The 21,071-nt window shown below is 63.0% G+C and carries 13 protein-coding genes; 7 read left to right on the top strand and 6 right to left on the bottom strand.

Features of this window, described 5'->3' with window-relative positions; translation table 11 throughout:
• Positions 1–330 precede the first annotated feature (330 nt).
• Positions 331–1,944 carry a glycosyltransferase family 39 protein gene (locus tag MMB49_RS02255; RefSeq protein ID WP_003815303.1) on the top strand — a complete coding sequence of 538 codons (1,614 nt, stop codon included), beginning with the start codon at positions 331–333 and terminating at the stop codon, positions 1,942–1,944.
• Positions 1,945–2,866: 922 nt separating this feature from the next.
• Here the strand turns inward: MMB49_RS02255 and MMB49_RS02260 are convergent.
• A complete protein-coding gene (locus tag MMB49_RS02260) occupies positions 2,867–3,514 on the bottom strand; it encodes a tRNA (cytidine(34)-2'-O)-methyltransferase (protein WP_013389580.1) in 648 nt (215 codons plus the stop codon).
• An 84-nt stretch (positions 3,515–3,598) separates the two neighbouring features.
• On the opposite strand from MMB49_RS02260, the gene MMB49_RS02265 reads away from it, so the two are divergent.
• The 6 genes from MMB49_RS02265 (at position 3,599) to MMB49_RS02290 (ending at position 14,713) form a co-directional block, all read left to right on the top strand.
• Positions 3,599–4,429 carry a discoidin domain-containing protein gene (locus tag MMB49_RS02265; RefSeq protein ID WP_047271592.1) on the top strand — a complete coding sequence of 277 codons (831 nt, stop codon included), beginning with the start codon at positions 3,599–3,601 and terminating at the stop codon, positions 4,427–4,429.
• Between the two features lie 44 nt (positions 4,430–4,473).
• Complete coding sequence (locus MMB49_RS02270) at positions 4,474–4,938, top strand: hypothetical protein (RefSeq protein WP_013363158.1); 465 nt, start codon at positions 4,474–4,476, stop codon at positions 4,936–4,938.
• A 31-nt stretch (positions 4,939–4,969) separates the two neighbouring features.
• Positions 4,970–5,986, top strand: a complete 1,017-nt coding sequence (locus MMB49_RS02275) for an A/G-specific adenine glycosylase (protein ID WP_003815292.1) — start codon at positions 4,970–4,972, stop codon at positions 5,984–5,986.
• A gap of 94 nt (positions 5,987–6,080) precedes the next feature.
• Positions 6,081–6,737, top strand: coding sequence for a hypothetical protein (locus tag MMB49_RS02280; RefSeq protein ID WP_047271594.1), 657 nt, complete (start codon positions 6,081–6,083; stop codon positions 6,735–6,737).
• 268 nt (positions 6,738–7,005) lie between these two features.
• Entirely contained in the window at positions 7,006–10,569 is a 3,564-nt protein-coding gene (locus tag MMB49_RS02285; RefSeq protein ID WP_033509970.1) for a DNA-directed RNA polymerase subunit beta, read from the top strand.
• A 112-nt stretch (positions 10,570–10,681) separates the two neighbouring features.
• A complete protein-coding gene (locus MMB49_RS02290; RefSeq protein WP_013363162.1) occupies positions 10,682–14,713 on the top strand; it encodes a DNA-directed RNA polymerase subunit beta' in 4,032 nt (1,343 codons plus the stop codon).
• A 254-nt stretch (positions 14,714–14,967) separates the two neighbouring features.
• On the opposite strand, the gene MMB49_RS02295 is transcribed toward MMB49_RS02290, so the two are convergent.
• From MMB49_RS02295 to MMB49_RS02315, 5 genes are read right to left on the bottom strand one after another with little or no spacing between them, the layout of a single operon-like run.
• Positions 14,968–15,513, bottom strand: a complete 546-nt coding sequence (locus MMB49_RS02295) for an FHA domain-containing protein (protein WP_047271597.1) — start codon at positions 15,511–15,513, stop codon at positions 14,968–14,970.
• 14 nt (positions 15,514–15,527) lie between these two features.
• Positions 15,528–16,136, bottom strand: coding sequence for a hypothetical protein (locus MMB49_RS02300; RefSeq protein ID WP_047271600.1), 609 nt, complete (start codon positions 16,134–16,136; stop codon positions 15,528–15,530).
• Between the two features lie 21 nt (positions 16,137–16,157).
• On the bottom strand, positions 16,158–17,051 hold the full coding sequence (locus MMB49_RS02305; protein WP_047271603.1) for a PP2C family protein-serine/threonine phosphatase: 894 nt from the start codon (positions 17,049–17,051) through the stop codon (positions 16,158–16,160).
• Complete coding sequence (locus MMB49_RS02310) at positions 17,048–19,744, bottom strand: DUF3488 and transglutaminase-like domain-containing protein (protein ID WP_047271605.1); 2,697 nt, start codon at positions 19,742–19,744, stop codon at positions 17,048–17,050. The genes MMB49_RS02305 and MMB49_RS02310 overlap by 4 nt, the downstream gene beginning before the upstream one ends.
• Entirely contained in the window at positions 19,741–21,069 is a 1,329-nt protein-coding gene (locus MMB49_RS02315) for a DUF58 domain-containing protein (RefSeq protein WP_047271607.1), read from the bottom strand. Before MMB49_RS02315 ends, MMB49_RS02310 begins: the two co-directional genes overlap by 4 nt.
• Between the last annotated feature and the right edge of the window lie 2 nt (positions 21,070–21,071).

Below are 21,071 nucleotides of genomic sequence, written 5' to 3' on the forward strand. Positions count from 1 at the left end.
GCCCCACCTGTATGGCCGTTCGTTACTCATGATGGACGGCCATACAGTTTTTGTGATCATCTCGAATAGTCACTTTGACCATGGCATAATGAACATGTGAACGATACAAATGATTCCAGCACATCTCGGTATGTCAGGCTCTTTCGTGCGATCCATGCCGCTTCAGGTCGTTTGCTGACGAGGAGCGAACGCGTCCGTTGGATGTTTCCTGTGTGCGTAGCTGTTGCCGCAATACTTGCCACGGTACTCAGTTTCTTCATGGGAAGGAATCAGTCGATATGGTTCGATGAGGGATATTCATTGCTGATATGCGGTCGGTCATGGAGGGACATGCTCGCACTTACGGCAGTGGATGTGCATCCGCCTCTATATTATGTGGCTCTGAAACTGTGGATGAACTTGGTCGGCGGCGATGTGCCTCTCATGCGGCTGTTGGGATGTCTGTTCTTGGGAGCATGCATTGCCGCCATGGCGTTGTTGCTGAGGCGCATGTTCGGAACACGCGTGACGATGCTGTGCCTGCCTGTTCTAACCGTTGGTGTTTTCGCGTTGCGTTTCGGTTATGAGCTGCGCATGTATTCGCTTGCGTCTTTGCTCTCCGTGTTCGGCACATACGCACTGCTGCGGGCTGTTGACGATTCCCCGATGTTTGCTACAGCCAGCGCCGGCGCGGGTAAGAACATCCGAGTCGACGAGGATGCAAGGCTGGCCGCGAATACGACGGGAAATGACGGATTCGCAGTTCCTGAGGAACATACGGGGAAAAGTCGTTTGCGCTGGTGGGTAATTTACGGCGTGATCGTGGCGCTGGGCATGTATACGTTATATCTGACCGCATTGATTTGGATGACGCATGTGATTTGGCTTACATGCCTCGCCTGCCGTGTGGTTCACAGGTCTCGAGCCAGTCTGGTTTCTGTGGGCGGTCAGGATAGACGAGAGGACGTCCCCAAGCGTTACCGGGCATGGCGATGGGTATTCGTGTATGTGTTCTCGGTAATTCTGTACGTTCCGTGGATGCCGTTTTTGATTAACCAAATGTCGCATCCGGCATTGCCTCCTGTTACCCGGCAGCTGAATATGGCACAGATGGCGTCTATTTACAGTGCCATGATGGTGGGGCTGCCTGAAAAGAACATACCGGCTTTGGTTTCGCTGATTCTGATGTGCATTGTGGCTGGCATTGCAGTGTTGCTCGCTAAGTTTCATTTCCGTAGTTCACTTACGGGACGTTCGTTGAGCATGCTCTCACTGCTGTATGCTCTGTTTGGCTTTCCTGTGATGTCGATGGCCTTGTACTCGTCGGTCAAGGAGCTAATCATGCATGGCTCCGGCTTTTTCTCGATACGGTACTGCAGTCTTCCATTGTGCATGTTTTTTTATGCGGCACTTGCCGCCACATTCGCACTAGGCATTGCATATCGTGGGAACAGGAAAAGCGTCCCCATTCGTAGCGAGACGACATCGGCAGAAGGAACGATGACCGAATTGCATGTTCGGATAATCTCCGCTGTAACATATGCGATTACCTTAGCGGTTTTGACAGCCGGAGTAGCGTCATTGTGGTCGCTCGGCAATTTCAATTATGATTCCTCATCCGTCCCGGCTTCCCGACAGCTGAGCTCTCAGGTAACGTGTTCGCGGGAACACCCTGTAGTGGCAGTCAATGAATACGCGTACATAGAGGCCGCCTACTACTACCGTGATTGCCGGTATTATCGTTTCTACGATTCCGGGAATGTATCCGAACGAGGCGGTTATGCGCCTTTGAGAGGTTCAGGGGCACAGCTGCGTAATGTCAATGATCTTACTGGTGCTGAGGGTTTCACTTTGCTGACGAACAGAAAAACCATGTATGGTGGCATATCCTCTGATCAATTCATCAGGGATTCGATCATCATGGAACATGACAATGTGGCTGTTAAATATCATCTTCGACACTAATCAGACCGGAAATCCCAGGGCTGGAAACATGTGATTTAAAGCTTGTACGGGGCTTGAGAGCATAGCTATCGTGTGTTCGTGCGGCCGTATGACCATGAGACGTGGGCCTTGTGGGTCTTCGACGTGCATCGGTAGATGTTGTCGTCACGCCGCCTTGCTGACTTTGCCCTGTACCAGGCGCGGCTCTGACATGGTCGTGGGCTCGGCTGGGGTTCGCAGATGGCCGGGCGTGATTTATGGAGCGGTCTCGTCCTCGATTGTGTGCCACACCAGGGCGAAAATGGGTGTTTTGAGCCTAGTGTGGCACAATTTGTGCCACAGAATGAGATGTAAGCGCTTAGAATCCATGTCGTGGCAGTTGGCTGTTTCGCGATATTGTTGGAAAATGGCCGAAACCGTATGCCGTAGATAATTGATGCCGAAATCGCCTGTGCCATACCAAGGCAAAAATGGGTGTTTTTGCCCTGGTATGGCACGCAATCCGCGACTTGTCTCATGGATCGAGACAAGATATATCGGATATTGATTCAAGCGGTGAGTGGAATGGTTGCGCTGTTTAAACCACGCCTCCGAGGGCTTCATGCCGACCGGGAAATGCATCGTGACGTGGAAATCGTCATGGATTGCGAGGTATAAGGGGCTACACATACGCTAACAACGCGTCACTGTGCGTGGGTAGCGTCACTGTGCGTGTGCCCACGCACAGTGACGTACCGGCAAACCCTTGATATTGCAATGTTTTTCAGGAATCGTCACTGAGTGTGCGTCCACGCACAGTGACGACTTCCACGCACAGTGACGCACTTCGTGCTCGCGCACTGCCGGCAATTGTGATTTTGCCTCGCGAGGCTCATGGTTTCCTCGCTCGCGCCTGTCGGCGTTCGCTCGGCGTCGCTACTCGGAAGCCCACTGGGCTTCCTCCCTACGCTCCGCCCTTGAACCCTAGTTGGCGCCAGGCTTCGTAGATGGCGATGGAGGCGCAGTTGGTGAGGTTCAGGCTGCGCAGGCTCGGGCGCATCGGCAGTCGCACCTGCTCGGCCACGTGCGGGCCGGCCATGATGTCCATCGGGTCGGGAATGTCGCCCGGCTCCGGCCCGAACAGCAGAATGTCGGTCGGCTTGTACTCGACCTCGGTATACAGTTTCGTCGCATGCGCGGTGAACGCGATGATGCGCGAATTCGGCATCGACTCGACCAGATTGTCGAAGTTCGGATGCAACACCACGTGAGCCATGTCATGATAGTCAAGTCCGGCACGACGCAGCTTGGTATCGCGAAGATTGAACCCCAGCGGCTCCACCAGATGCAGGATGGTGCCGGTCACCGCACACAGGCGAATCGCCGACCCGGTATTGCCGGGGATGCGCGGACTGTAATAGCACAGATGCGGCGTGACCGTCTCCGTCGCGGCAGCCTTCTCGGCCGACAGCATCGCGTCCACAACGCTGATCGGATTGCCGTGCGCGTCGGTCACCAGCTCGTCGGGACCATAATTCGACTTGCGGTAGCCGTACTCGAACATCTTCTCGACCTTCGCCTCGGCCTCTTCCGCACCCTTGGTTTCGCTCATCATCCCGCCTTGTCTCTGCCGGTTGTCTTCGACCTTCGAGCTTAAAACAGCCCATACCCGTAACAGCTGCTCGAAGGAGAGACCATGAGACAATTATTCCGCCGTATCACGACCATATCCGCCACATGCGCGTTGGCCGTTTCGGTTGCAGCCGCAGTCGCGGTGGCCGCCGAACCCACCACAGGCAACATACTTACCGGCAAACTGCCCACGACCAACAGCACGCATCTGATCGGCGACGGCGACACCGGATTCGGCCCGACCGACAGCAACATCACCAAAATCATCGCCGGAGAAGAGAACGGCAGCGCGGAAAACAACGGATACGCCAGCTGGGACGACGTATACCTGCAATATGATTTCGGCGAGCCGAGAGATATACACTCCATCAACCTGTACCGCAATGGGTATGAGAACGCGCTGAACACGTTCAAGCGCATCAAGGTCGAAGTGTCCTCCAACGAGGACTTCTCCGACGCGAACGTGCTGTTCGGCACCGCCGACGTCGAGGAAACCGCCGCGACCAAGCTCGCCGCGCAGACCATCAACCTGACCACGCCCGTCACCGCGCGGTACGTGCGCATCTGGCAGAAGGGCCATTGCATCCAGAACACGAACTCCTCATGGAAGGGATACAGCAACGGCGTGGGCTTGCGCGAAATCGAGGTCATCGCCAAGCTCAAGGACGGCGAGACCCTGCCGGACGCGCAGGAGACGCGCAACATCGCGCTCGGCAAGTTGCCGTATGTGTACGGCCTCGCCCCGACCAACATCGCGGCGATCAGCGACGGCAAGCAGGACGACAACTACGCCGTGCACAACAGCACCGGCGAGCGGCGGCTGCAGTTCGAATACAAGAACCGCTACCGCATCCACGAGGGCTCAAGCCGGGCACCTATCCGCTGGCCCGCATAGGCGTGTCGTCGACGCCCACGTCGGCCGGCAAGGACGTCGACGGCATGCATTCGCGACCGATGTTCCCGATTCTGGAGACGCAGGTCGGCGACGGCTGGGTCGGCGACATCGACTACACGAAGCAGGACACGAAGCAGGACAGCAATTTCCTCGTCGACTGGGTGCGCGTGTACCAATCCGAGGGGCAGCCGGTGACGCGTTTCGACGACCTGGACGGCGCCGAGAGCGGCGTGTACCGGATCGCCCCCGCCTCACGGACCGAGGGGCTGACCGCAGTGAGCAACGGCGACGCCGCCTGGCAGAACAAGAACAACTTCTACTACGGCGGACAGCCGCGGTATGAGACCAGCCGTTCCCATGCCGTGCCCCTGATGCAGGGCCGATTCGCCCTGCGCTTGCGGGGCCCACAAACACTCTGCCGAATCCGGACGAATGCTTTTACCCGCAGCGAGCGACCCGTTGCAGGTAAGGTTGTGCCACCGAATCGGCGAAATCGCGCGGCGCCGTGATGATGTAGCGGTCGCCGTGCACAATGGAGCGATGCCAGAGATACGGAACGATACGCCGGCCGAACCTGTGGGCGAGTGCGCTGTGCCTCGCGTGCGGGCGCTGCTGTCCGCATGGTGGGAGGCCAACGCCCGCGACCTGCCGTGGCGATTCGGGCGCGCGACGCCTTGGGGCGTGCTGGTGAGCGAGGTGATGAGCCAGCAGACCCAGATGAGTCGGGTGGTGCCGTACTGGACTGACTGGATGCGCGTGTGGCCGGACGTCACCGCGCTCGCGGGAGCCTCCACGGCGGAGGTCATCACCGCGTGGGGGCGGCTCGGCTACCCGCGCCGGGCGTTGCGGCTGCAGGAGTGCGCCCGCGTGGTGTTCGAGCAATACCACGGCCGGCTTCCGCAAACCTACGACGAGCTGACCGCGTTGCCGGGCATCGGCGACTACACCGCCTCGGCGGTGCTGAGCTTCGCCTTCGGCGTGCGCATCGCGGTGGTGGACACCAACATCCGCCGGGTGCTGTCGCGCGTATTCCTCGGAGTCGAATCGCGCGGGGGAGCGGCCAGTCCGGCCGAGCGGGCGCTCGCCGGCAGGGTCCTTCCGCAGGATGATGAGACGGACGTTCGTGATGCCATCGAAGCCGCGAATGCCCGCGAGACGGTGAACGCCCCCGAATCCGCAATCCGCGAGGTGCCGCAGCGCAGCACCCGCCCGTCGGTCATATGGAACCAGTCCGTGATGGAGCTCGGCGCGCTGGTGTGCACGGCCAAGAACCCGCTGTGTGACCAGTGCCCGATCGGTGAGCATTGCGCGTTCCTCGCGGCGGGCCGCCCCGGGCTAGGAGAGCGACGCACCCGCCCGCGCCAGCGTTTCCAAGGCACCGACCGTCAGGTGCGCGGCATCATCCTCGACGCGCTGCGCGCTGAGCCAATCCTCGCCCGCGAACGCCTGGAATCCCTGTGGCCGGATCACGTCCAGCTCGACAAATGCATCGCCTCCCTCGACGACGATGGCCTGGTCGACATGCTCCCGGATGGTTCATTGCGGTTACCCCAATAAGTGCGCTCTCAAAACTCGCAGATAGAGGGGGTTAATCCCCGAAAACCCCTCTATCTGCGAGTTTTGAGAGCGTGCCTGAGGTAGACTGGACGGCATGCCCACTCAGCCCACCCGTCAGCCGCGACCCGGTTCGCGGCAAAAGCCGCGCAAGCGCGTCGTCAGCCCGCAACGACGGGCGATGTACCGTCGCCGCCGTGCGGTCGCGCTGGTCGTTGTGCTGGCCGCGGTCTCGCTGGTGGTGTTCTGCGTGTACAGTCTCGGCCGCGGCGTGGCGGATGGCGTGAGCCTGCTGCGTCCCACACCGATCGCGCGTGAATCGGTGCCGGCGCCGAAGAAGACCAGCGGCGTCAATGATTGTGGCGCGTCCGATGTGAAGCTGTCGCTGACGGCGGCTTCCCAAGGCGTTCCGGTGGGAGGTTCCCTGGACTTCACGGCGAGCATCAGCTATGAAGGCACGTCGAGCTGCCTGCTGGATCTGTCGGATGTGGTGCTGACGGTGTCGTCCGGCGACCAGACGATATACAGTTCGGACTCCTGCCCCGCTGACCCGAACCGTCAGCTGCTGGCGAAGACCAGCGACATGAACAGGACGTCGCAGAAGATGACATGGGGCGCCTCCCGCACGGGGGACCAGTGCGTGGAGGATCAGAACAAACTGCCGAAGGTGGACCGTGGCACATATACCGCGCAGTTGAGTCTGAAGAACGCGCACAAGGCGGTCAGCGATCCGGTCACCATCCAGGTGCAGTGACGGTCAGGTGCGGTGACGGCCTTGAGCGGGCCGCTCGCCGCGGGCTCGGCGGTTGCCGCGTCCGGCCGCAGCGTGCGGCGTGTCGCGCATGTGATGTATGTTGCGCCGACGGCTGATTTGTGCTAAAATTTGGAATTTGCGTAAGTGCATGTCATATAGCGGGCATGTCGACAAAGATGAAACGCCCGCGATTCGGCATATGGTGGCCATCTGCGGCGTTTCCGGGAACATATCGATAACGACATTAGCGAGCGATAAGGAACGTCCATTGGCTGACACTCAAGCTACGACGAATACCACCACCATCATCGCACGCGCCGACCAGCATGACATTGATCTGCACAAGGCGTCGGACCGTGTGAATTTCGGCTCCATCCGCGAGCCCATCCCCGTGCCCTACCTGCTGGGCGTGCAGACCGACAGCTTCGACTGGCTGATCGGCAACGAGCGTTGGAAGAAGCGCGTCGAGGAGGACGAGGCGAACGGCACCGACACCGTTCCCCACATGTCCGGCCTTGACGAGGTCTTCAACGAGATCTCCCCGATCGAGAACTTCGCGCAGACCATGAGCCTGACGTTCTCCGAGCCGTACTTCGAGGAGCCCCGCCACACCGTGCAGGAATGCAAGGAGAAGGATTACACCTACTCGGCGCCGCTGTACGTCAACGCCGAATTCGAGAACGGCGACACCGGCGAGATCAAGTCCCAGACCGTGTTCATGGGCGACTTCCCGCTGCAGACCCCGCACGGCACCTTCATCATCGGCGGCACCGAGCGAGTGATCGTCTCCCAGCTCGTGCGCTCCCCGGGCGTCTACTTCGACCGCAGCCGGGACCGCGCCACCGGCAAGGAGATCTTCGGCGCGAAGATCATCCCGAGCCGCGGCGCATGGCTGGAGTTCGAGATCGACAAGCGTGACGTGCTCGGCGTGCGTGTCGACCGCAAGCGCAAGCAGTCCGCGATCGTCTTCCTGATGGCCATCGGCATGACCAAGCCCGAGATCCGTGATGCGTTCGAAGGCTACTCGCTCGTGCTCGACGCGCTGGAGAAGGAGACCATCGAGACACAGGACGAGGCCCTGACCGACCTGTACCGCAAGATCCGCCCGTCCGACACCGCCACCCCGGAGGCCGGACGCAACCTGCTCGACTCCTTCTACTTCAACACCAAGCGCTACGACCTGGCCCGCGTCGGCCGCTACAAGATCGACCGCAAGCTTGGCCTGGAGCACGAGATCAACGACCGCTCCCTGAGCCGCGACGACATCATCGCCACCCTGAAGTACCTGGTCACCCTGCACGACGGCGGCAAGACCTTCCCGGGCAAGCGCAACGGCGAGGATGTCGACCTGCACGTGGACGTGGACGATATCGATCACTTCGGAAACCGTCGTATCCGCCAGGTCGGCGAGCTGATCCAGAACCAGCTGCGCACCGGCCTGAGCCGTATGGAGCGCGTCGTGCGCGAGCGCATGACCACGCAGGACGCCGAGGCCATCACCCCGCAGTCCCTGATCAACATCCGCCCCGTGAACGCGACCATCAAGGAGTTCTTCGGAACCTCCCAGCTGTCCCAGTTCATGGACCAGAACAACCCGCTGGCCGGCGTGACCAACAAGCGCCGTCTGTCCGCCCTGGGCCCCGGCGGCCTGTCGCGCGACCGCGCATCGATGGAAGTGCGAGACGTGCACGCCTCCCACTTCGGCCGTATGTGCCCGATCGAGTCCCCTGAAGGCCCGAACATCGGTCTGATCGGCTCGCTGGCGACGTTCGGCCGCGTGAACCCGTTCGGTTTCATCGAAACGCCGTACCGCAAGGTCGTCGACGGCCAGATCACCGATGAAGTGGTGCACATGACCGCTGATCAGGAAGTCGGCCACGTCATCGCCCAGGTGAACCAGGAGATCGACGAGAACGGTCGGTTCGTCAACAGCCAGGCCCTTGCCCGTAAGGACGAGGAAGAGGCGGTCGATGTCCCGGTCAGCGAAGTCGACCTGATGGACGTGTCGCCGCGTCAGATGGTCTCGATCGGCTCCTCCCTGATCCCGTTCCTGGAGCACGACGAGGGCCACCGAGCGCTGATGGGTACCAACATGCAGCGTCAGGCCGTGCCGCTGATCGAGTCCGAGCGCCCGCTGGTGGGCACCGGCTCCGAATGGCGCGTCGCCTACGATTCCGGTGACGTCATCATCGCCGACAAGCCGGGCGTGGTCACCTACGTGTCCGCCGACATCATCCGCGTGATGAACGACGACGGCACCATCAGCTCCTACAAGCTGTCCAAGTTCCAGCGTTCCAACCAGACCACCTGCTACAACCAGCGCCCGATCATCAAGGACGGCGAGCGCGTCGAGGCCGGCACCGTGCTGGCTGACGGCCCTGCCATCCAGAAGGGTGACCTGGCCCTCGGCAAGAACCTGCTCATCGCGTTCATGCCGTGGAACGGCTACAACTACGAGGACGCCGTGATCATCTCGCAGCGCCTCGTGCAGGACGACACCCTGAGCTCCATCCACATCGAGGAGTACGAGATCGATGCCCGCGAGACCAAGCTGGGCGCCGAGGAGATCACCCGCGATCTGCCGAACGTCGGCGAGGACGCGGTGGCCAACCTCGACGAGCGAGGCATCATCCGCATCGGCGCCGAGGTTGAGGCCGGCGACATCCTCGTCGGCAAGGTCACTCCGAAGGGCGAGACCGAGCTGACCCCGGAGGAGCGCCTGCTGCGCGCCATCTTCGGAGAGAAGTCCCGCGAGGTGCGCGACACGTCGCTGCGCGTGCCCCACGGCGAGACCGGTACTGTCATCGCGGTCAAGGAGATCACCCGCGAGGACGCCGAGGAGGACGGCGACGAGCTGCCCAACGGCGTCAACCAGATGATCCGCGTGTACATCGCGCAACACCGCAAGATCACCGTGGGCGACAAGCTGTCCGGCCGCCACGGCAACAAGGGCTGCATCTCGCGCATCCTGCCCGAGGAGGACATGCCGTTCCTGGCGGACGGCACCCCGGTCGACATCATGCTCAACCCGCTGGGCGTGCCTTCGCGAATGAACCTCGGCCAGGTGCTGGAACTGCACCTCGGCTGGATCGCGCACTCCGGCTGGGACATCAGCCTCGACCCCGATCTGGAGGCCGAGTGGAAGAAGTACGTGCCCAAGGGCGCCGAAAAGGGCGCTCCGAACACGCCGGTCGCCACGCCCGTCTTCGACGGCGTGCGCCCCGACGTCATCAAGGGCCTGCTCAAGTCCACCCTGCCGAACCGCGACGGCGACCAGATGGTCGGCGAGGACGGCAAGGCGCGCCTGTTCGACGGCCGCACCGGCGAACCGTTCCCGAAGCCGATTTCCGTGGGCTACATGTACATGCTGAAGCTGCACCACTTGGTCGACGACAAGATCCACGCCCGTTCCACCGGCCCGTACTCGATGATCACCCAGCAGCCGCTGGGCGGTAAGGCTCAGTTCGGTGGCCAGCGCTTCGGCGAGATGGAGGTGTGGGCCCTTGAGGCCTACGGCGCCGCCTACACGCTGCACGAGATGATGACCACCAAGTCCGACGACGTGGACGGCCGCGTGCGCGTCTACGGTGCCATCGTCAAGGGCGAGAACCTCCCGCCGGCAGGCATCCCCGAATCGTTCAAGGTGCTCCTGAAGGAAATGCAGTCCCTGTCCCTGAACGTCGAAGTGCTCAACGCCGAAGGCGTCGCCATCGACATGAAGGACGAGGACGACGATCCCTCCTCCAGCGCTGACCTGGGCTTCAACATCGGCGCACGCCCCGACGCCGCCGCCAAGGAAGACCAGAAGGCCCCGGAACCCGAATACCAGTGATTCCCCACGGGTCGTCCGGCCCGCGGCCGCGCAGCGAACGCGCGGCGCGGCGGGCCGGACGACCCGGACGAAACGTGATTGAACATCAATTTCAAAGACAGGACAATACAGAGTGCTGGACGTCAACGCATTTGACAAACTGAGGATCGGCCTGGCCACCGCCGACGACATCCGCAATTGGAGCCACGGCGAGGTCAAGAAGCCGGAAACCATTAACTACCGTACCCTGAAGCCCGAGAAGGACGGTCTGTTCGGCGAGCAGATCTTCGGACCCACCCGCGATTGGGAGTGCGCCTGCGGCAAGTACAAGCGCGTGCGCTTCAAGGGCATCATCTGCGAACGGTGCGGCGTGGAGGTCACCAAGTCCCGCGTGCGCCGCGAGCGCATGGGCCACATCGAGCTGGCCGCCCCCGTCACCCACATCTGGTTCTTCAAGGGCGTGCCGAGCCGTCTCGGCTACCTGCTGGACATCGCTCCGAAGGACCTGGAGAAGGTCATCTACTTCGCGGCCTACATGGTCACGAGCGTGGATGAGGAGCAGCGCCACAACGACCTGCCCGACCTGCAGGACGAGTTCGATACCGAGATCGGCAACATGGCCAAGCGCCGTGACAACGAGATCGAGAACCGCGCCCGCAAGGTCGAGGAGGATCTCGCCCAGCTTGAGGCCGAAGGCGAGGGCAGGGGCCCCGCACGCACCAAGCTGCGCAACGGCGCCGAGCGCGACATGGCCGCCATCCGCCAGCGTTACGACGATCAGATCCAGCGTCTGAACGCCGTGTTCGACCGTTTCAAGAGCCTGAAGCCGGGCGACTTGGAAGGCGACGTGGACCTGTGGCGCGAGATGCAGGACCGCTACGGCGACTACTTCGAGGGTTGTATGGGTGCAGAAGCCATCCAGAAGCGCCTGCAGGACTTCGACCTGGAGGCCGCCTCCAAGCAGCTGCGCGAGGAGATCGACTCCGGCTCCGGCCAGCGCAAGGCCCGCGCCCTCAAGCGCCTGAAGGTCGTCAACGCCTTCCTGACCACCGGCAACAAGCCGGAGGCCATGGTGCTGACCGTCATCCCGGTCATCCCGCCGGACCTGCGCCCGATGGTGCAGCTCGACGGTGGCCGCTTCGCGACCTCCGATCTCAACGACCTCTACCGTCGCGTGATCAACCGCAACAACCGTCTGAAGCGCCTGATCGAGCTCAACGCGCCCGAGATCATGCTGAACAACGAGAAGCGCATGCTGCAGGAAGCCGTTGACTCCCTGTTCGACAACGGCCGCCGCGGCCGTCCCGTCACCGGCGCCTCGAACCGCCCGCTCAAGTCCCTTTCGGACATGCTCAAGGGCAAGCAGGGCCGCTTCCGTCAGAACCTGCTGGGTAAGCGAGTCGACTACTCCGGCCGTTCCGTGATCGTCGTCGGCCCGTCGCTGCGCATGCACCAGTGCGGTCTGCCGAAGCCGATGGCGCTGGAGCTGTTCAAGCCGTTCGTCATCAAGCGTCTGGTCGACATGAACTTCGCGCAGAACATGAAGAGCGCCAAGCGTCTCGTCGACCGCGGCGACTCCGAGGTGTGGGGCGTACTCGAAGAGGTCATATCCGAGCATCCCGTGCTGCTCAACCGTGCGCCTACGCTGCACCGTCTGGGCATCCAGGCGTTCGAGCCGATCCTGGTCGAAGGCAAGGCCATCCACCTGCCGCCGCTCGCCTGCGCCGCGTTCAACGCCGACTTCGACGGCGACCAGATGGCTGTCCACCTCCCGCTGAGCGCCGAGGCACAGGCCGAGGCCCGCTCGCTGATGCTCGCTTCCGACAACATCCTCAAGCCCGCCGACGGCCACGTCGTTTCCATGCCTAGCCAGGACATGATCCTCGGCCTGTACTACCTGACGACCGTCATGGACGGCGCCAAGGGTCAGGGCCGCGTGTTCTCCTCATACGCTGAGGCGCAGATGGCGCTCGACCTGCACGAGATCGACATGCAGGCCGAAGTGCTGATCCGCCTGCCGAAGGACTTCGTGCTGCCGACCGGCTGGGAGCCCCGCGAGATCACCGTCGTGGATCCGGAACCGGGCAGCCCCGACGTCGTCAAGGAAGAGCGCTTCCACGACGGCAGCGTGCTGTTCGCTACCTCCATGGGCCGCATCCTCTTCAACGAGACGCTGCCCGTCGACTACCCGTTCGTCAACGAGCAGGCCAAGAAGAAGAAGCTGGCCAAGATCGTCGACGACATCTCCACCCGGTACTCCACCGCCCAGGTGGCCGCCTCGCTGGATGCGCTCAAGGATCTCGGCTTCACCCGCGCACCTTGGTCCGGCGTGACCTTCGCGTTCTCCGACGTCGTCGAGCCGCCGGAGCGTAACGAGCTGGTCGCCCAGTCCGAGGAGGAAGTCGCCAAGATCAACGAGCAGTACGACCTCGGTTTCTACACCGAAGAGGACCGCCGCCAGGCGATCATCGACGTGTGGACCAAGTGCGGTGAGGAAGTCTCCAAGGCCATCGAGAAGAACTTCGACCCGAAGAACAACCTCTCGATCATCGTCGAGTCCGGTGCACGAGGCAACATGACCCAGATCAACCAGATTTCCGGCGTGCGTGGTCTGGTGAACAACCCGAAGGGCGAGATCATTCCGCGACCGGTCGAGTCGAACTACCGCCGCGGACTGTCCGTGCTGGAGTACTTCATCTCCGAGCACGGCGCTCGTAAGGGTCTGGCCGATACCGCACTGCGTACCGCAGAGTCTGGCTACCTGACCCGTCGTCTGGTGGACGTCTCGCAGGACGTGATTGTGCGCGAGGAGGACTGCGGCACCAAGCGCGGTCTGACCATGCGCGTCGCCGACCGCGACGAGAACGGCAACCTGACGCTCGTCAAGGCCGCCGACGGTGGCCCCTACTCCCGTCTGCTTGCGGCCGACGTCATCGACCCGGCCGACGGCACGACCGTGCTGTACAAGCGCGACGACGCCCTGTCGATGGACGTGCTCAACGACCTGGTCGCGCACGGCGTCGAAGAGGTGCAGGCGCGTTCCGTCCTGACCTGCGAGTCCAAGCGCGGCGTGTGCGCCAAGTGCTACGGCTGGTCGCTGGCCACCAACACGCTGGTGGACGTCGGCGAGGCCGTTGGCATCGTCGCTGCCCAGTCCATCGGCGAGCCTGGTACTCAGCTGACGCTGCGTTCCTTCCACTCCGGTGGTGTGGCCGCCGCGTCCGATATCACCCAGGGTCTTCCCCGTGTCACCGAGCTTTTCGAAGCCCGTACCCCGAAGGGTGAGGCGCCGATCGCCGAGTTCGCCGGCGTGGTCAAGGTGGAGAACACCGATCACGGCCGTCAGATCACGCTGACGCCGGACGACACGAGCGTCGAACCGATCGTCTACACCGACACCCGTCGCGCGCCGATGCTGGTCAAGAACGGCGATCACGTGGCCGCCGGCGACCAGCTGGTCGAAGGTTCCGTCGATCCGAAGAAGATCCTGCGCATCCTCGGCCCGCGTGCCGCCCAGGTCAACATCGTGAACGAAGTGCACACCGTGTACCGTTCCCAGGGTGTGGATATCCACGACAAGCACATCGAGGTCATCGTGCACCAGATGCTGCGCCGCGTCACCGTGATCGATTCCGGTGACACCCCGCTGCTGCCTGGCGAGCTCGTCGACCAGGCGCGCTTCAAGGCTGCCAACAAGGAGACCATCAAGAACGGTGGCAAGCCGGCCGCCGCTCGTCCGGAGCTCATGGGCATCACCAAGGCCTCGCTGGCAACCGACTCGTGGCTGTCCGCTGCCTCCTTCCAGGAGACGACGCGCGTGCTCACCGAAGCCGCCCTGAGCCAGAAGGTCGATGACCTCAAGGGCCTCAAGGAGAACGTCATCATCGGTAAGCTCATCCCGGCCGGTACTGGCCTCGCCCGCTACCAGAACGCCGTGGTGGAGCCCGACAAGGCCATCCGCGACACGATCTACCCGAACTTCGGGCTGGGCGCGGACATGGACGGCTCGCAGACCGACTTCTCCGATGCCGACCTGTCTGATGTGGACTTCTCCAACATCGACTTCGGTGACCTGAAGCTCGGCGACGACTTCAATCCTGACGATTTCATCGATGATCAGGGTGGGAACGACTTCGGCGCCGACTCCGGCAACGATCTCGTCTGAGTCCTAGCTCTGTCCTAGCTCTGTGAAAGCGGGGCCCGGAACCATTGCGGTGGTTCCGGGCCCCGCTTTGTCATATGCGAAGCGCGGGAATGTCTACGGGAGAATGCATAGACGCGAAATACTCCGTGAAACATCCCGTGAAACATTCTGGGTGCGCATCGTCGAATCGATTGCATCCGGTCAGAGTCCCGTTTTCCGTCGTTGGATGGGACTCTCGCCGGATGGTATTTCACATGATGGATAGTGCAATGCCGCTACTGGCGCTCGGTGAGTTGGAAGAACTGGTCTCCGATACGCAGCGTGGCGGGGGCGTCGAGTTCGCGCGGCTTGCCCTTGAGCACCTGCGCTTCCTGCCCGTCGCGGATGATGTAGGTGCCGTTGAGGGAACCGTAGTCCTCGATCCACAGCGTGCCGTTCTGATCGATGCTGATCGCGGCATGATTGCGCGATGTGGTACGCGTCGGATCCTCGACCTTCTCGGCCTTGGCGCCTTCGGGCACGTCCATGGACGGCTTGCGTCCGAGCAGCGTGCTCTTGTCGATGACGATGGTCTGGCCGGTGGCGTCGTTGTGCAGGATGTATATCTTCCGCGGCGCCTTGGCGGTGAAGGACGACGACAGCACCGTGCTGTCCCAGTCCTCGATATCGCCGTCGGACGAGCCCTTGGCCGCATGGCTGGCGGTGGAGGATGAGACGGGGGATGGTTCCGTCGCTGCGGAAGAGACTGCGGCAGGCTTGTCTACCGGATCGTCTGCGTACCAGCCCAGCTCGGGTGCCGGGGGATAGGGAATCGTTGCCATGTCAGCGGCTCCTTTCACTGACGTGTGGCGAGGGCGGCGTTGACCGCGGGGTCGTTCAGCTGGGCGAGCCAGTCGACCAGTGCCGGGTAGGTGCTGGGGTTGCGCGCGATGCAGGGGCGCAATTCCGGCGCGTACTGCGCGATCTTGGCGATGAGCTCCTGATCTGTGGTCTCCAGCGCCATCTGAGCCGTGTACCCGTATGGATTGGTGGCTTGGGGCTCCTGCTGCGCCGCGTACTGCGCCGCAGCGTACTGGTCCTGTGCCGGCTGCTGCTGCGCGGCCGATGCCGCATACGAATCTGCGGAATATTGGTCCGCGCTGTACGAATCTGCGGAATACTGGTCTGCAGCGGCGGAAGTAGCGGCGGAGTCGGTGGCGACATCCTGCGCCGGCTGCGCGTCGGCCACGGGGCCGTCCTCGGCGGTGACGCCCATCTGCGCAAGCGTCTGCCGCGCGCGCTCATCGCCGAACGTTGCCAGCCAACGCTTCAATCCCGGATAGCAGCGCGGGTTCACTGCCACATTGGCGCCGAATTCCGGGTTTTCATAGGCGATTTTCGCCAGCAAGACCGGATCGGCATTGGGATCCTGCACTGTTGCGACGGCCTTGTCATAATCAACCATCGTGACCTCTTTCCTTGATGTTCAGATTTGGTTGGCCGGTTTCTGGATGCGTATGGTGTCAAGCGTCTCGTCACTGACCGTTTCGAGATCCTCCTGCTGCGCGAGCCTACTGGCATGCCACACCTTCTGCCCAGCATACTCGCCCGTTATGTCCAGAACAATTACGGTGACATTATCCGTACCGCCCGCTTCCAGAGCGATGCGGATCAGTTCGTCGACGGCGGTCTGCGGGTCCGCGCATGCCGCAGCAGTGGCGGCGATGGCGGCGTCATCGACTTCGCCGTGCAGGCCGTCCGAGCAGATGATGAACCTGCCGGTCGGTCGGACCGCGAAGAAGTCCGGGTTGATGCCGTCCGGGTCGCCGATGCACTGGGTGATGATGTTGCGCGGGATGATGACGGCATCTTCCGGCAGCATCTCACCGGAGTCGATGGCCTCCTGACGGCGGGAGTGGTCGCGCGTGATGCGACACAGCGTGGAGGCGTCCCACTGGCCGTCGCTGTCGGCATCCATATGATATGTGCGCGAGTCGCCGATATTGATGACGTACCAGTCCATGTCGGGGTTGATGTCGAGCGCCACATCGCCGGGCGCGTCCCGTTCGATTCGCCCTGGCGCGATCAGTCCGGTCACCGTGGTGCCGGACACGCCACCGAGCTCCTGGCCGATGGCGAGCACGTCGGCTTGGGCGAGGTCGATCGTACGCCCGATGGTCGTGCGGCTCCGGCTGAAACGTGACGCCAGTGTCTCGAAACGATCCACCGCGGCGCTGCTGGCCCGTTGCCCGCCGACGCCGCCGCCCATGCCGTCACAGACGAGGAACACGCCGTCGTCGATGATGAACGAATCCTGATTGGCGCGTCGCCTCAGGCCGATGTTGCTGTCCGCTGCCACGTGAATTTGCATGTCGTTCATGACTGTCGGCCTTTCTGTGAGGAGGGTTGCTGTGCGGATGGTTGTTGCGTGGCGGGCTTCTGGCCAGCGGGCTGTTGCGTGGAGGATTTCCGCTTGACGGGCCGCTGTTTGGCGGGTTGCCGCCCGTCTGGCTTCCTCTTGTCTCCGTGCCGCCATGTACGAATACTTGACAGTATACGAACGTTATGGAAAACTCCGCGCAATGACAGGCGGGTTCGCAGCCTGCGCATGAAGGACTGCGAGGCGAGCATGAGCTTGCGGGTCGTCAGTACGGAACGCCAGTAGGCGCCTGCCTGTTCGGGCGTGACCGGCTGGCCGGAGAACGCCGCGTAATCGGCTTGTCGTCCCAGCGCAATCAGTGGGGCACCGTCGATGTTGAGCTGCCGTGCGATGGCCTGCGCCTGGTCGCGGCGCGTGCCGGTGACGGGTATGCCGCTCTGCCCGGCGAGCGCGTGCACGGCCTGCCAACCGGAGGTGATGCGCTGCCGCGCGTCGCCGTGCCGGCGCAGGCGGGCCAGGGCGACGGTCTTGAGTGCGAGGATCAGCAGACAGATCAGCAGCGGTATCCATACCGGGCTGCCGTAGATGGCGACTTTCGCCGCGATGCGTCCGATGGTGCTCCAGATGGATGCCGCCGGCTCATCGGTGGCATCCTCGCCGGCCAGCGCCGATTTGCCGTGTGCCTGCTCCTCGTCGCGCAGCGGGTCGGTGAGCGGCACGGGAGGCTGTCGGACCAGCGTCTGCGGGTTGGGTGGGGTGAGGTTCTGGTTGTCGTCGGGTATCTTCGTCTCTTTAGGCGTCGGATAGAACGCGACCCAGCCGTAGCCTTCGAGATTGATCTCCACCCATGCTTCGATGTCGTTGCCGGTGAATTTGACGGTCGAGGTGCCGTTGACCGTTTCGGTGCGGTCGTTGCTGATGTCGCCGTCGTCGTTCTTGGGCAGGAAGCCCATGACCACGCGGGATGGCAGGCCGAGTTCGCGGGCCATCAGCGCCATGGCGGAGGCATACTGCTCGCTGTCGCCGACCATCGCGGATCCAGCGAGCAGCGCGTTGATGCGATAGCTGCCATGTCCGGGCAGCGACGGATAGTCGCCGGTCAGGCCGTGCGAGAACCAACCAGAATCCTTGAGCTGCGCGACCAGCGCCTGCGCCTGCGCGCCGGCCGTGTCCTCGCCGCCCGCCACCGACGAGGCGAACTTGCCCACCGAGTCAGGCACGTCCTTGGTGCCCGGCTGGTTGGTGACCGCCGCGTTGGCCTTGGCGATCTCCTTGTCGGTGGGTGTGGGGGCGATGATGCCGCTTTCCGTATAGGTCATGCCGGTGGACAGCCCGGCCGGGATGATGGCCGACTGCGTGCTCTCGTTGTAGTAGAAGAGCGTGTGGTCGGCGGAGGATCGGGATTCGCCGCCGCCGTTTCCGTTGGCGCCTCCGGTCTTTCCCGCTGACGTGACGTCGACGCTGCTCGCCGCTCCTGCCAGCGGCAGCCATTTGTCGCTCAGACCCTTGTCGATGGTGAACGTGGCGGTGAACTTCTTGCCGTCTACCGTATTGGGGATGCGGGTGCCGACGCGTCGGTAGTCGGATGAGTCCGAGGCTTCGGTGGAGTCGGACAGGTTCCACACGTTGCCGTCGAACTGGTCCATCACCGCGAGCCTGACCGGCGTGCCCTCGGGCAGATTCGTGACCGTGAGCAGCGTGTCATCCTTGTGGTCCTTGACGTAGGAGCGCAGGCCGCTGAGCGGGCTTGCGTAATCGTACGGGCTGAGCGGCGGATCGTAGTAGTCGCGCAGGATCAGACGTGACTGCCCGATGCCCATGCATGCGCCCACGCCCAGGCCGGCCGCCAGCAACAGGATGATCGTGGCGCTGATCCAGCGTCCCAGTTCCAGAAGTTGCCATCGCCACGACAGCCAGACGATCATGATGAGGCCGATGAGAACGCCGGAGGCTATGGGCTGGAAACCGGTCTGCGTGCCCAACAGGGCGCAGACCACCAGTTCGATGGCGATCGGCAGCAGGCTCAGCACGCTGAGCTGCCGTTTGTCGCCGATGGCGAACACGCCGGCGAGGAATGACAGCCATAGGCATATCGTCCATGCCGCCATCAGGCTGCCATCGCCGGAACCGGTCGGCGGCGGTACGGCGATAAGGTATTTGAACGCGCCGAAGGTGCTGACGAACCCCTGTGACAGCGTTTCCACAGAGGGAATCACATGGCTGATGGCGGTGTCGTTCAGCGCGATGACCGGGCCGATGACGCCCTGCGCAACGATCAGGAACACGATCTGCCACCACAGGCGCAGCGCGGGTGCGGTCCCTGCATAGGCGATGAGGGCGCCGAGCAGGGTGGCCGGTACAGCGGCGACGGCCCACATGGCGGCTGATCCGTACACGTCGAGAAGATTGGATGCGGCAATCAGCGACGTCAGCGCGATGACGGCCACGCTGATGAGGTTCGTGCCCCAGGAGCGGCGTCCGACGCGGGCGAGCGGCAGACGGTTGCCGCCGCGTGTCAGCCAGATCACTGAATGGGTGGATTCCGCCCATGAGCCGGTGGTGGTGCCCGTGCCGGTCACGGTCGAGCCGAGACCGGAGAACGGACGCCTGGTCTGCCCGACCTGGCCGGGCAGGGCGTCCACGGCCGACGTGGCGGAGTCCGAGCCGAGTGAGCTGTCGATCACATCGTTCATGCGAGCACCTCCATGATGAGCGGCAGGTCGTCAAGCGAGCCGACGGTGGCCAGCGTGAAGTCCGTGAAATGCTTGATTGCGCGCACGTCGCCCGGCGAGGTCTGCAGCACGAGGCACGTGGCGGATTTCGGCAGCGCGAGCACCATGCGCTTGATATGGTCGAGCTGCTTGAGCGAGCCGACGGTGAAGAAGTAGAACGAGCTGTCGGGCGAGTGTCGCAGCGTGCTCTCCACCAGATTCGGGTTGTCGTCGGTCCGCGGGGTGATGGCGCTGCAATCGTCCAGGAACCCCATCGGGAATTTCGGCGTGTCATGCGCGCTGCCGGCATGCGTCTGCAGCGGACGGTCCTGTTTGAGGCACTGCACGCCCAGCGAGGCGTGCACGCTCACGGCCATCTCGAACTCCTCTTGACTGACGTAATCCTGCGGGGTCACGTCGAGCGTCATACTCGTGTCGGTCCGCCGCGTCGCCTCGTACTGGCGGATCATCAGCGTGCCGGTCTTCGCCGAGCTGAGCCAGTGCACGTTGCGCACGTCGTCGCCCGGCTCGTATTCGCGCAGCCCGTAGAAGTCGAGGTCGTCGTCGACGATCTGACCGCTGGGCTGGCCTTCCAGATCCCGTGCGACGCCGGCGTTGAGCGTGTTGAGCCGCACGATGTTCGGATGGATATAGACGGTGATGCGTTCGGCCAGCGCCTTCTCGTGGCGCACCAGCCCGAACGGGTCTCCCTTGCGGATGTTCAACGGTCCGACGGTCAAGACGGCGCGGGAGACGGTGGTGAACTCGATATCGGTCTGCTTGGACTGGCCCGGCGCCAGCATGGGGATGCCGAACCGCTCGTGAGCCTCGCCCAACGGCAGGTCGCCGCGTGCGGTCGTGGTGGGGGTGCGCCCGGGATTGTCGATGTCCACGGTCACATGGACGTCGTCGCCGACGGTGACGCGGCGGCGCGACACGGCGATGGACGCCTTGAACCCGGTATTGCCAAGCGAGAGCACGATGGCGCAGAGGATCATCATCAGCGCCACCGCGGCGATGGCGAGCAGCTCATGCCAGCGAACCAACGGGAATCCGGCCGCGCATACGATGCCGATGACGACCACGGTCCAGCCCAGTGGGGATATGAACGAGGTGAAGAATCGCCTGACCGCGCGCTTGCAGCGGCGCCACAGGCGTGCCGAGCTAAGCCGTCGCCTGTGACGCGCCGACTTGCCCGATGCCTGTTGGCCTCGCTCGTTCCGTGGTTTCGGCTTGCGCGGTTTCCGCGGCTTCTGCGGCTTCTGCGGCCTTGCTTCGGATGATGAACTGTCGTTGTGCCTGCGCATGG

The organism is Bifidobacterium sp. SKU (genome assembly GCF_026016405.1).
In the GTDB taxonomy this organism is placed as follows: Bacteria; Actinomycetota; Actinomycetes; order Actinomycetales; family Bifidobacteriaceae; genus Bifidobacterium; species Bifidobacterium bifidum.